At 65.5% G+C, this 12011-nt stretch carries 14 protein-coding genes; 5 read left to right on the forward strand and 9 right to left on the reverse strand.

What is annotated here, in order from left to right; translation table 11 throughout:
- Nucleotides 1-12 precede the first annotated feature (12 nt).
- The 7 genes from TQ38_RS06610 to TQ38_RS06635 all read right to left on the reverse strand — a co-directional run bounded on the left by TQ38_RS06610 (nucleotide 13) and on the right by TQ38_RS06635 (nucleotide 6449).
- A complete protein-coding gene (locus tag TQ38_RS06610) occupies nucleotides 13-672 on the reverse strand; it encodes an inner membrane-spanning protein YciB (RefSeq protein ID WP_043976214.1) in 660 nt (219 codons plus the stop codon).
- Nucleotides 672-1634: a signal recognition particle-docking protein FtsY gene (gene ftsY, locus TQ38_RS06615; protein WP_043976212.1), complete on the reverse strand. Its 963-nt coding sequence runs from the start codon at nucleotides 1632-1634 to the stop codon at nucleotides 672-674. Before ftsY ends, TQ38_RS06610 begins: the two co-directional genes overlap by 1 nt.
- Complete coding sequence (locus tag TQ38_RS06620) at nucleotides 1631-2809, reverse strand: MiaB/RimO family radical SAM methylthiotransferase (protein ID WP_043976210.1); 1179 nt, start codon at nucleotides 2807-2809, stop codon at nucleotides 1631-1633. The genes ftsY and TQ38_RS06620 overlap by 4 nt, the downstream gene beginning before the upstream one ends.
- The gene (gene dapF / locus TQ38_RS06625; RefSeq protein ID WP_043976208.1) at nucleotides 2806-3624 is read right to left on the reverse strand and encodes a diaminopimelate epimerase; all 819 of its coding nucleotides are present in this window, start codon (nucleotides 3622-3624) and stop codon (nucleotides 2806-2808) included. The genes TQ38_RS06620 and dapF overlap by 4 nt, the downstream gene beginning before the upstream one ends.
- A 103-nt stretch (nucleotides 3625-3727) precedes the next feature.
- On the reverse strand, nucleotides 3728-4381 hold the full coding sequence (locus TQ38_RS30860) for an EAL domain-containing protein (protein ID WP_240197977.1): 654 nt from the start codon (nucleotides 4379-4381) through the stop codon (nucleotides 3728-3730).
- A complete protein-coding gene (locus tag TQ38_RS30865; protein ID WP_240197978.1) occupies nucleotides 4324-5388 on the reverse strand; it encodes a GGDEF domain-containing protein in 1065 nt (354 codons plus the stop codon). The genes TQ38_RS30860 and TQ38_RS30865 overlap by 58 nt, the downstream gene beginning before the upstream one ends.
- Before the next feature lie 125 nt (nucleotides 5389-5513).
- Entirely contained in the window at nucleotides 5514-6449 is a 936-nt protein-coding gene (locus TQ38_RS06635; RefSeq protein WP_043976206.1) for an isopenicillin N synthase family oxygenase, read from the reverse strand.
- A gap of 78 nt (nucleotides 6450-6527) precedes the next feature.
- Here TQ38_RS06635 and TQ38_RS06640 point away from each other — a divergent pair, with 78 nt between their 5' ends.
- The 3 genes from TQ38_RS06640 (at nucleotide 6528) to TQ38_RS06650 (ending at nucleotide 7656) form a co-directional block, all read left to right on the forward strand.
- A complete protein-coding gene (locus TQ38_RS06640) occupies nucleotides 6528-6941 on the forward strand; it encodes an EVE domain-containing protein (protein WP_043976205.1) in 414 nt (137 codons plus the stop codon).
- Between the two features lie 141 nt (nucleotides 6942-7082).
- On the forward strand, nucleotides 7083-7265 hold the full coding sequence (locus TQ38_RS06645) for a CsbD family protein (RefSeq protein ID WP_043976204.1): 183 nt from the start codon (nucleotides 7083-7085) through the stop codon (nucleotides 7263-7265).
- Between the two features lie 163 nt (nucleotides 7266-7428).
- Nucleotides 7429-7656 carry a hypothetical protein gene (locus tag TQ38_RS06650; RefSeq protein ID WP_043976202.1) on the forward strand — a complete coding sequence of 76 codons (228 nt, stop codon included), beginning with the start codon at nucleotides 7429-7431 and terminating at the stop codon, nucleotides 7654-7656.
- Between the two features lie 44 nt (nucleotides 7657-7700).
- Here TQ38_RS06650 and TQ38_RS06655 read toward each other — a convergent pair whose 3' ends face one another.
- A complete protein-coding gene (locus tag TQ38_RS06655; protein WP_043976199.1) occupies nucleotides 7701-9014 on the reverse strand; it encodes an MFS transporter in 1314 nt (437 codons plus the stop codon).
- Between the two features lie 133 nt (nucleotides 9015-9147).
- Here TQ38_RS06655 and pgsA point away from each other — a divergent pair, with 133 nt between their 5' ends.
- Nucleotides 9148-9741: a CDP-diacylglycerol--glycerol-3-phosphate 3-phosphatidyltransferase gene (pgsA, locus tag TQ38_RS06660; RefSeq protein ID WP_043976441.1), complete on the forward strand. Its 594-nt coding sequence runs from the start codon at nucleotides 9148-9150 to the stop codon at nucleotides 9739-9741.
- Between the two features lie 140 nt (nucleotides 9742-9881).
- Entirely contained in the window at nucleotides 9882-11060 is a 1179-nt protein-coding gene (locus TQ38_RS06665) for an MFS transporter (RefSeq protein WP_043976198.1), read from the forward strand.
- Here the strand turns inward: TQ38_RS06665 and TQ38_RS06670 are convergent, their stop codons facing one another.
- Entirely contained in the window at nucleotides 11061-11957 is an 897-nt protein-coding gene (locus tag TQ38_RS06670; RefSeq protein WP_043976197.1) for a hydrogen peroxide-inducible genes activator, read from the reverse strand.
- Nucleotides 11958-12011: the final 54 nt, after the last annotated feature.

Raw genomic sequence — 12011 nt, forward strand, 5'->3', positions numbered from 1 at the left:
GGATGATCGACCTCAATCGGTCGGCGGGGTTTCCACGAATTCGGCCTTCGCCTCCTCACCCATGCCGTGTTTCAGCACCATGGGCAGCTGCGAGAAGGTGAAGAGGAACGACAGCACCGTGAAGCCCCAGAGCTTGGCCTGCATCCAGGTGTCGAAGCTGACGGTATAGACCAGCGCCGTGTTGAGCACCGCCAGCACCAGGAAGAACCACGCCCAGTTGCGCGACAGCTTCATCCAGCCTTCGTCGTTCAGCCCCTCGAAGGCGGACTGGAGCAGGTACTTCAGCATCGGCTTGCCCCTGAACAGGCCGACGAACAGCACCACCGAGAACAGCAGGTAGACCGCCGTGGGCTTGATCTGGACGTAGAACGGATTGCGGAAGATCACCGTCAGCGCGCCGAAGCCGAGGATCAGCACCGTCGTCAGCCACAGCATCGGCGAGATATGGCCGAGCCGCCATTTCGATACCGCGAGCGCCACCACGGTTGCTACCATGAACGCCACGGTGCCCTTGATGACGGCGGTGACGGTGCCGACCATGTTGTTGTCATCGCTGGGCGCGAAGTGGCGGTAGGCGAGGAAGAAGACGAGCAGCGGCCCGAAATCGACCACGAGGTTCACCCAGCTCGATTTGGGTTTGGGCTTGCCGGGAGCTTTGGAGGTATCAGTCATCAGGCAATTCCCGCGATCACCCGCGCAAGCAGGTCCGGGTTGAAGGGGCGCAGGTCGTCGATCTTCTCGCCCACGCCGATGGCATGGATCGGAAGGCCGTACTGCTCGGCCGCCGCGACGAGGACGCCGCCGCGCGCGGTGCCGTCCAGCTTGGTCATGATGAGGCCCGAGACACCCGCCACTTCCTTGAAGGTCTCGATCTGCGAGAGCGCGTTCTGGCCGTTGGTGGCATCCAGCACCAGCACCACGTCATGCGGAGCGGCGGGGTTCAGGCGGCCCAGGACGCGGCGGATCTTGGCCAGCTCGTCCATCAGTTCGCGCTTGTTCTGGAGGCGTCCGGCAGTGTCGACGATCAGCGTGTCGATGCCCTGTTCGGTCGCCGCCTTCAGACCGTCGAACACGATGGAGGCCGGGTCGCCGCCTTCCGGGCCGGTGATGATGGGGATGGAAAGCCGGTCCGCCCACACGCGCAGCTGGCCGATGGCGGCGGCGCGGAAGGTGTCTCCGGCGGCCAGCATCACCGAATAGTCCTGTTCCTGGAATAGGTGCGCCAGCTTGGCGATGGTGGTGGTCTTGCCCGATCCGTTGACGCCGATCACCAGGATCACCTGCGGGCGCGGGAAGGCGATGATGTCGAGCGGCTTGGCGACAGGGCGCAGGATCTCGGCGATCTCGCGGGCGACCACTTCCATGATCGCGCGCTCATCGGCGGCGCGCTCGAAACGTTCCTCGGCAAGGCGGCCGCGGATGCGCGCCGCTGCGCGGGGGCCCAGGTCCGACATGATGAGCGCGTCCTCGAGATCGTCGAGCTGCGCCTCGGTCAGACGGCCGCCGCCGACGATGCCGGAAAGGTTGCCGGTCAGGCGCTCCGAGGTCTTGCGAAAACCTCCGAACAGGCGCTCGGACCAGTCGCCGCCGGTTTCAGGAGTCCCCGTATCGTTCTGGGGGCCGTCGATACTCATGCTTCCAGTATTCCTTCGACTACCCTTGCGGGCACAACGCTCACCAGCGTTCCGGGCTGCGTTTCTGCGGGGACGCGGACGGGGGCGAAATCCGGCGCATGGCCGGTTCCGCCCTTTTCGGCGAGCACCCTTAGCGGTTTGCCCAGATGGGCGGCAAGCCACGTCGCCCGTTCGTGCGCCAGCGCTTCGCGAAGCTGCGCGGCGCGGGCGCGGATAACGGCGTGCTCCACTTGCGGCATCCGCGCGGCAGGGGTGCCGGGACGCTGCGAGTAGGGGAAGACGTGGCCGTGGGCGATGCCAAGTTCGGCGATGATGGACAGGTTCGCCTCGTGCGCAGCCTCGTCCTCGGTCGGGAAACCGGCGATGAGGTCGGCGCCGATCGCCACTTCGGGGCGGCGCATACGCAGGCGTTCCACAAGGCCGACCGCATCGGCGCGGCTGTGCCGGCGCTTCATGCGCTTCAGCATGAGGTCGTGGCCGTGCTGGAGCGAAAGGTGGACGTGCGGCATCACCCGCGCTTCTGCGGCCAGCAGCTCGAACAGGCCCTCGTCCACTTCCGCCCCGTCGATCGAGGAGAGGCGCAGGCGCTGCAGTTGCCCGAACCGCGCGAGGATCGCCTCGCACAGCGCGCCGAGGCGGGGTTCACCGGGAAGGTCACCGCCCCAGGAGGTGAGGTCGACGCCGGTAAGCACGATTTCCTGCACCCCGGCGGCGAGGTGGACGGAGATGTCCTCCAGCAGTTCGGCTATGGAGCGCGAGCGGCTGGGGCCGCGTCCTTGCGGGATGACACAGAAGGTGCAGGCGTGGTCGCAGCCGTTCTGCACCTGCACGAAGCCGCGCGTATAGCCGCGCTTTACGGCCGGGCGCGGAGCAGGCGGCACGTTCCAGGCGCGCGGGTCGAGCTTGGCGGTATTGGCGATCAGGCCGTCGACCTCCGGCATGGCGGCCAGCATTTCACGCTCCACCTCTGCGGCGCAGCCGGTGACCAGCAGGCGCGCATCGGGACGGGCGCGGCGGGCGCGGCGGATCGCCTGCCGGGTCTGCCGCACGGCTTCGGCGGTAACCGCGCAGGAATTGATGACGACGAGGTTTTCATCGCCGTCCAGCAGCCCGCGCAGGGTTTCGCTTTCGGCGATGTTGAGCCGGCAGCCTAGCGTGTGGACTTCCACGCTCAAGCGATGATCCCGAAGTCCGCCGGATCGAAGCTGCCGCGAAACGCCTCGGTGGCGGGGCCGGTCATGACGATCTCGTCGTCCTCGCGCCACTCGATCACCAGCGGGCCGCCGGGCAGGGTGACGGTGACGCGGCGATCGACCAGGCCGCGCTTCATCGCGCCGATGGCGCTGGCGCAGGCACCCGTACCGCAGGCGCGGGTGAGGCCGGCACCGCGCTCCCACACGCGCAGGATCATCGCATCGCGTGCGGTGACGGCAGCGACGTTGACGTTGATACGCTCGGGGAAGATCTGGTCGTTCTCGATCATGGGGCCAAGGCGGGCCATGTCGATGGCGTAGGGATCGGGCACGAAGAAGATGACGTGCGGGTTGCCCACGTTGACGGCGATGGGATTGACCAGTTCCTCCCACGCCACCGGCATCGCATAGGTATCCATCGCATAGCCGAGGGGGATCGCGTTCCAGTCGAAGCGGGGCTTGCCCATTTCCACGCTGATGCCGGTTTCGACCGGGGTTGAGGCGATCAAGCCGCCCAGCGTCTCGATCCGGGCGGCACGGCCATGCAGCAGGCCGACCGCGCGCGTGGCGTTGCCGCAGGCTTCCACCTCGCTGCCGTCGGCATTGAAGATGCGCATGCGGAAATCGGCCGCGTCGGAAGGTTCGAGCAGGATCAGCTGGTCGCAGCCAATGCCGGTGTGCCGGTCCGCCAGAGCGGCCGCGAAGGCCGCGTCCATAGTGGGCACGGGGCGAAGGCGCGCATCGAGCACGACGAAATCGTTGCCGAGTCCATGCATCTTGGTGAATTCGATCCGCATGGCGCGCGATCTAGGAGCCTCGGGCCCCAAGGTCCAGTGTTCTCGTGGTTTCGAACTGCCGTCGTCCCGGACTTGATCCGGGACGACGGGGCTTTCGGGATGGTTATAGGGCTCGCCGCGCGGGGGGGTCGTCCGGCGTGGGCGCCTCGGCTTCCGGCTGCTGGCCGGCATCCAGCCATTCGCCGAGGTCGCGGGCCGGGCGGGGGCGGCCGTAGAGGTAGCCCTGGCCAGTGATTTCGCCGTACTGGCGCAGGTGGTCGAGGACGTCCTGCGTCTCGATGCCCTCGGCGGTGATGGGCAGGTGCAGCCCCTGGCCCAGCGTGGTGACGGCGCGCACGATGGCGGCGCTGTCCTTGTTATCGACAAGGCTGGAGACGAAACTGCGGTCGATCTTGATCCGGTCGAACGGCAGTTCGCGCAGTTGTCCGATCGAGCTGTAGCCGGTGCCGAAATCGTCGAGGCTGACGCGGATGCCCTGATTTTTCAGGCTGGTTATCAGCGAACGCACCTGGGCCAGGTTCTGGTGCAGGCAGCTTTCGGTGATCTCCACCTCAAGGCGCTGGGGCGGAAAATTGGCTTCCACCAGCATCCGCAGCAGCTTCTGCGCGAACCACGGGTCGCGAAGCTGGATCGGCGAGATGTTCACCGCCAGCGTCAGGCGCGGGTCCCACGCCCGTGCATCTTCCAGGGCCTGCGCGATCACGCTTTGCGACAGTTCCGCGATGGCGCCGATATCCTCGGCGACGGGGATGAACATATATCGGGCGCGACGATGCCGAACTGCGGCGAATCCCAGCGTGCCAGCATCTCGAAGCCGATCAGTTCGCCGGTCTGCAGGTCGATCTGCTGTTCGTAGAACGGCACGAATTCGCCGCGCGGGATGCCCTGGCGGATGCCGTTCTCGAGCTCTGAGCGAAAGCGCATCTCGTCGGCCATGTGCGCCTCGAACCACGAGAAGCCGTTCCGGCCCTGCCGCTTGGAGTGGTACATGGCGATATCGGCCATCTCGAACAGCGAACTGACCCGGCCGGCCGGCTCGTCGCCGCCGAGGTCCGAGCGTGACAGGCCGATCGAGGCGCTAACCGCAATGTTCACGGCGTTGATCCGCACGCTTTCGCCGATCGAGGCGACCAGCACTTTGGCGATATGGTCGACGAATTCGGGCCGCTGCCGGTCGAAGGGCAGGGCAACGGCGAATTCGTCACCGCCGATGCGGCCGACAAGGGCGCCGTGCGGCAGCGCAGCGGCTATGCGGCGGGCGCATTCGCACAGCAGCAGGTCGCCAACGGAGTGGCCGTTGTGGTCGTTGACCTGCTTGAAGTTATCGAGGTCGATCATCATCAGCGCGGTCGCCCGGTGCTGGTCGGCCCCGTTGTTCACGCCGGGGTCGGCACCTTGGGCGATCAGCGCATCAATGCCGGCATTGAAGCTGCGGCGGTTGAGGAAGCCGGTCAGCGCATCGGTTTCGGCCAGGCGGCGCGCCGCGTTTTCAGCCGCCTTGCCCGCCGCGATTTCTTCGCAAAGCTGGCGGTAGCGGCTCCAGCCGAAGATGATGATGGCGATGTTGAGGAGGAAGGCGTCGAGCATGAAGCTGTCCGGCCCCGGACCTTCGCCCCTGAGCGAACGCACGACGGCCGGGCCGATTTCGCTGCCCGTGGCGACGAAGAGGATGATCGCCGCCGTGACGATGCCCAACGCGACGATGTCCACCTGCCTTCCGGCGGCGGTGTCTTCGCTGTGATTGCCGGCAATCTGAAATTTCACTGCGCGCACCGACGTGGTCCCCTAGGGTGTCGCCCCTATGTTCCTCGCCCTAAGTAAACGCTCTGAAATATTGGTTAAGATGAAAGCCGCCGCCTCGGATCGGGCCCGCGGCGGCGGCATTTCGGTCACATCTTCAGGCCGATCTCGCGCAGGCGCTCCTGCAGGTAGTCATCGGCGGTGATCGTTTCCGGATAACGGTCCGGGTTCGATTCGCTGACGCATTCGGGCAGGGTGACAAAGGGGAAATCACTGCGAAGGTGCAGGAAGAACGGCATCGAGTAGCGGGCGTGGCCAGCCCGCTCGCCCTCGGGATTGCGCACGCGGTGCGTGGTGGAGGGCAGGACGTGGTTGGTCAGGCGCTGCAGCATGTCGCCGATATTGACCACGATCGCGCCTTCCGGCGGGGCGATGGAAAGCCAGCGCCCATCCTTGCCCAGCAGTTCGAGGCCCGCTTCCTGCGCGCCCAGCAGCAGGGTGATGAGGTTGATGTCCTCATGCGCCCCGGCGCGGATGGCGCCGCCGGAACCCTCTCCCACGGGGGGATAGTGCAGCAGGCGCATGACCGAGTTGCCGTCGTCGATCGCGGGGTCGAACCAGCGGGCATCCAGGCCAAGATCGATGGCGATGGCGGAAAGCACCTTGGCGCCGGCTTCGTCGAACTGGGCGTAAAGCTGCGTGAACGTCTCGCGGAAGCCGGGGATCTCGGTGGGCCAGACGTTGGGCGGCATCGAGGCGGCGAGGGGCGAATCCGCAGGCACATCGCGGCCGACGTGCCAGAATTCCTTGAGGTCTTTCTCGCTGGCGCCCTTGGCCACTTCGGTGCGGAACGGGGTGTAGCCGCGCGCGCCGCCCTGGCCGGGGATGAAGTACTTCTGCTTGGTTTCCACCGGCAGGGCGAAGAATTCGCCGGTTAACTCCCAGGCGCGCTCGATCAAGGCAGGGTCGATGCCGTGGTCGCGGATCATCGCGAAACCGAAGGTGCGGAAGCTCTCGCCGATGCGGGCGGGCAGGTCGGCCCGGTCTGCATCAAGGCTGAGAACGGGAATTTCGGCTAGGTCCATGGTAGTGCAATCCGTATGAGTCGATATGTCGCCCGCCTTAGAGGCATGAGGGCCGGACATGAAATGGAAAGGCGAGCGATGGGCAAGAGTTACTGGCTGATGAAGTCTGAACCGGACGCGTACAGCTGGGACGACCTCGTCGCCGAGGGCGAAGGCACCTGGGACGGCGTGCGCAACCACCGCGCCGCGGGCAACCTGCGCGCCATGCAGGTTGGGGACGAGGTGTTCTTCTATCACTCCAACATCGGTAAGGAAATCGTCGGGATTGCCCAGGTCAGCAAGGCCGGCATCGCCGACCCGAGCGACCCGGAAGGCAAGTGGGCTGCGGTGAAGGTGAAGCCGGTGCGCAAGCTGAAGCGGACCGTAACCCTGAAGCAGGTGAAAGCCGACCCGAAGCTGGCGGATATGGAACTGGCGAAGTTCTCGCGCCTGTCAGTGGCGGCGGTCACCCCTGAAGAATGGGACTATGTCCTTTCGCTTGCGGGGGGCTGAGATGAAGCGCGCCGCCAGTGCGGCGAAACTCGGCGGTTCGCGATGAATTGACCGACTTCCTTGCAACCTTTCGGCGGTCTCCGGCGTTTCTTCTCTTGTAAGCGGCGGATTTTTCCGCTGACAAATCAAGGAGATAATCTCATGGGTAAGCTCACCGACACCGCAAAGGGTCTCGCTAACGAAGCCGCCGGCAACGCCAAGCAGGCGCTCGGAAATGCGCGTAACGATCCGGCTCAGAAGGCCGAGGGCGTCGCGCAGGAGAAGAAGGGCGAGTTGCAGCAGGCGTCCGGCAAGGTGAAGGGCGCCCTCGGCGACAGCATCTGACCCGGCGCACCATCGTCGAATCGGACAAGGGCTGCCTTCGGGCGGCTCTTTTTTGTTGATTTTCCGCAGTTTTATTGACGAAATTTAACGGGGGCGTCCCGTTTCGGGAAGCAGCATTCGACGCGCTTTACGGAATAGTAAACAAATCGTTAAGACGTGCCTCATGCGAAGCATCACACGTCGCGCACTCGTCCTCACGCAGGAGTCGGCCGGACACTGGTTCCGTCGCTCGCTGCCGCCTCACGTCTTCAGCGATCCGCTTCCGGCGGACGTGGAGGCAGGGGAGAATCTGGAAGCCGCCCGCCGCTGGCGGCTGAGCGGCGGAGACTGGAAAGGCTTCATGGCCGCCTATTGTGCCAGCTTCGTCGCGATCACCCTGTTCATCGCCTGACGCGCCGGTTCTTCCTCTCGGAGCGAGGGAGGAAGTAACAACCGTCAGGCGGCGCCAGCGGCCTTTTCGGCGCGGAAAAGCAAGTGGCCCAGCCAGGCCGAAGCGCCGCAGCCAAGGGCCACGATCAGCAACTGCTGCGCCACTGCGACACCCATCAATGTCATCACGCCGGTGGCCAGTGAGCCGACCACCATCGCGCCCGAGTTGACGATGTTGTTCGCCGCGATCGTCCGCGCCGTCTGCGACTTTTCGACGAAAGTGGTGAGGAAGGCGTAAAGCGGCACCACGAACATGCCGCCGCAAATCGCGATACCCAGCAGCGTCAGCATCAGCGGTGCGGCCAGCGGCTGGATCACGAAAGTGGAGACGTCCATCATCACGTCGGGCCCGGTATGGGGCGGCCAGATCCGGCAGACCTGCTGAAAGGCGACCAGGAACACGCCCATGCCGATCACCGAAATAGGCGACCAGCGCGCCGAGACGGTGCCCTTGAGCAGGGCGTTGATGGCGACCGAACCGATCGCCACGCCAACCGAGAAGATCACCAGGAACAGGCTCGCCACTTCCTTGCTGGCGCGCAGCATGTTCTTGGCGAGCGGCGGGAACTGGATGAACAGCACCGTGCCGATCGCCCAGAAGAAGCTGATCGCGCAGATCGCCAGGAACACCCGGCGGTCCTTCATCGTCGTGCGCACCAGGTTGATGGAGGCGCGAACGAAGTGATAGTCGAGCGGCTCGGGCTCGCACAGCGGCGGGGCGGGGGGCACCTGCCGGCCGGCGAAAAAGCCGATGCAGGCGACCACGATGACCCCGATCGCAGCATGTTCCACGTTGATCCAGCCGGCGACGATGGTGCCGGCCAGCACGGCGATGTAGGTTCCCGCCTCTACCAGGCCGGTGCCCGAAAGGACTTCGCCGTCGCGCAGGTGCTGCGGCAGGATCGCATACTTGATCGGGCCGAAGAACGTCGAATGCACCCCCATCGCGAACAGCGCGACCAGCATCAGCGGCATCGCCACGCCGTCCAGCGAGGCACCCTGCCACGCGAGCGCCAGTCCAGCGCCGCCGATCAGCATGATGACGATCTCGCAGCCCTTGATGATGCGGATCAGCTTTGCCTTGTCGCGCATGTCGGCCAGTTGCCCGGCGAGCGCGGAGAGCAGGAAGAAGGGCAGAATGAAGATCGCCGAGGCCAGCGCGCTGAAGCGGGCCTCCTGCGCTTCGGAGTGATATACCTCGTATACCACGAAGAGAATCATCGCGTTCTTGAACAGATTATCGTTGAACGCGCCGAGCAGCTGGGTGACGAAGAGGGGAAGGAAACGTCGGGCCCGGATGAGTTGGGTCGTCGTGGTCATGATCGAAACGTGCCGCCGGCGTTTGAAACTCTGGAAATTCTGGTCGCCGCGACACTTAATGCGGTGGGACGGGGGCACAACCCCCGTTGAGCACTTTATTCCCGTCGCAATTGCGGGCTATGGCGGTGGCACCATGCTGACTCTGCCGAACATCCTCACCCTGTCGCGTATCTTTGCGGTGCCGCTGCTGGCGTTCCTGCTGTGGTGGCCCAAGTGGGAGTTCGGCTACGGCCTTGCCTTCGGGCTCTACTGCCTGATGGGCATCACCGATTATTTCGACGGCTATCTTGCCCGTTCCAGCGGGACGGTCTCGAAGCTGGGCGTGTTCCTCGATCCCATTGCCGACAAGATCATGATCGCCGCCGTGATCCTTGTGCTCACCGCGCAAGGCATCCTGCGCGGCCCTTACGTGGGCGATGCGCATGTGATCGCGGGCCTGGTGATCCTGATCCGCGAGATTGCCGTGTCCGGCCTGCGTGAGTTCCTTGGGGGTCTGCAGGTGTCAGTGCCGGTCAGCCGACTGGCCAAGTGGAAGACGACGTTCCAGTTCATCTCGCTGGGCGCGCTGATTCTGGGCGTGGCGATGCCGTGGTGGAACCTGTGGGTGGGCGCGCTGGAAATCAACGTGCCGCATACCGTCGGCCTCACCACGCTATGGGGCGCGGCGGTGCTGACGCTGGTGACGGGCTGGGACTATATGCGCGCCGGCCTCAAGTACATGGACTGAGGTTGCGCGTGCGTGTTGCGCAATTGTAAACCAGCCGTGCGATCCTCGCGCTTGGCTGCCTCGGCCGTATCCCTAGATCGCAGGCCCGGCAGGAGAACGCCTGCGCCAAGGAGCCTGTCATTACCGCCACCACCCCTGCCATGAACACGGCGACTTCGGCCGCGCCTGCCAGTGCCATGGGCAAGCCGGTGATCTTTGCGCTGGCCGCCGCGGCCGGGCTGACGGTCGCAAACATCTATTACAACCAGCCGATGATCGGGCTGATGGAGCGCGAGCTTTCAGGCGCTGCGATCACATACGTGCCGACCGCGACCCAGTTGGGCTATGCGGCGGGCCTGATCCTGCTGGTGCCACTGGGCGACCTGATTGAGCGCAAGCGGCTGATCGTGATGCAGTGCCTGGCGCTGACGTTCGCCTTGGCCCTTGTCGCCATCGCGCCCAGCGCGGGACTGGTGCTGGCGGCGTCGCTGCTGGTCGGCCTGCTCGCTTCGGTGGCGCAGCAGATCGTTCCCTTCGCCGCGAATCTCGCGCCGGAAGAACGGCGCGGCGCGGTGGTGGGCACGGTCATGGCCGGGCTGCTCTGCGGCATTCTGCTGAGCCGGACGCTGGCCGGATTCGTTGCCGGGGCTTTCGGCTGGCGCGAGATGTTCTGGCTGGCGGTGCCGCTGTGCCTGCTCACGGCGGGACTGATGGCATTCATGCTGCCGCGCAGCCGTCCGCAGCACAACGGCATGACGTATGGCGGGCTGCTGGCCTCGCTATGGGCGCTGTGGCGCGAGTTTCCGGCGCTGCGGCTCGCCGCTTATACCCAATGCACCCAGTTCGGCGTGTTCAGCGTGTTCTGGACGATTCTTGCACTGCGCCTGCAGGAGCCGCGCTTCGGCATGGGCCCCGAAGCGGCAGGCCTGTTCGGTGTGCTGGGCGCAGCGGGCGTTCTGGCCGCGCCCATCGCCGGGCGAAGCGCCGACCGCAGCGGGCCGGGCCGCGTGATCGTCCTGGCCAGCGCGCTTACGCTGGTATCGTGGCTGGTCTTCGGGTTCTGGCAGTCTATCGCGGGTCTGGTTGTGGGCGTGCTGCTGATGGACTTCTCGGTACAGGCCAGCCAGGTTTCGAACCAAAGCATCATCTATGCATTGCGCCCCGAAGCACGGTCGCGCATCAACACTGTCTACATGGCGATGATGTTCCTGGCCGGAGCCGCCAGTTCCGGCGCCGCGACGGCGGTGTGGCATCACTGGGGCTGGAACGGCGTTTCGGTGCTGGGCACCGGGATCGCGGCGGTCGGCCTTGCGCTACAAGGGCTGCGGCGCAAGGGCTGATCAGCCCGCGCGCAGTTCGTCCGCCAGCATCCGGAATTCGTCCGAACGCGGTGAGTTCTTGCGCCATACCAGCGCGATCTCGCGGTTGGCATTGGGCGATATCAACGGCCGCGCTACGACGTTGGTACCGTTGAGAATACCCGCATCCAGCGCCATTTCAGGCAGCATCGTCAGCCCCAGGCCATTGTCGACCATCTGCACCAGCGTGTGCAGACTGGTGCCGATCATCGTCGCGCTCGCCCGCAGTTCCGGGCGGTTGCAGGCCGCCAGAGCGTGGTCCTTGAGGCAATGCCCATCCTCCAGCAGCAGCAGGCGGTGTTCGTCAATGATGTCGGGTGTGATTTCGGCGGGCGGATCGCGCGGATCGTCGGCCGGGAAGGCGACGAAGAAGGCGTCCAGTTCGATCGTCTCCTTCTCCACCTCGCCGGTGGCATAGGGCAGGGCGAGCAGTACGCAGTCGGCACGGCCGTGGTGCAGCGATTCGACTGCCGCCGCGCTGGGTTCCTCGCGCAGGAACAGCTTGAGGCTGGGGCGCTCGCGGCGCAGGCGCGGCAACATGCGGGGCAGCAGGAACGGGGCGATCGTGGGAATCACGCTCATCCGCAATTCGCCCGAGAGCGGCTTGCCGCTCGACTGGACGAGATCGGACAGCTCCTCGGTTTCGCGCAGGATGCGGTGGGCCTTGGCGACGACCGCATTGCCCAGCGGAGTGAAGCGCACGGCGCGCTTGGTCCGTTCCACCAGCGTCACGCCAAGAAGCGTCTCCAGATCGCGAAGGCCCGCCGAAAGCGTCGATTGCGAAACGAAGCAGGCATCGGCGGCGCGGCCGAAATGGCCGTGCTCGTGAAGGGAAACGAGGTACTGGAGCTGCTTGAGCGTGGGCTGATAAACGGTCACCCGGGAGCTATCGCATGAACCGTGCAGGGACGCCAACTGTTAGCGCGCCGACAA

The organism is Novosphingobium sp. P6W (assembly GCF_000876675.2).
Classification (GTDB): Bacteria; Pseudomonadota; Alphaproteobacteria; order Sphingomonadales; family Sphingomonadaceae; genus Novosphingobium.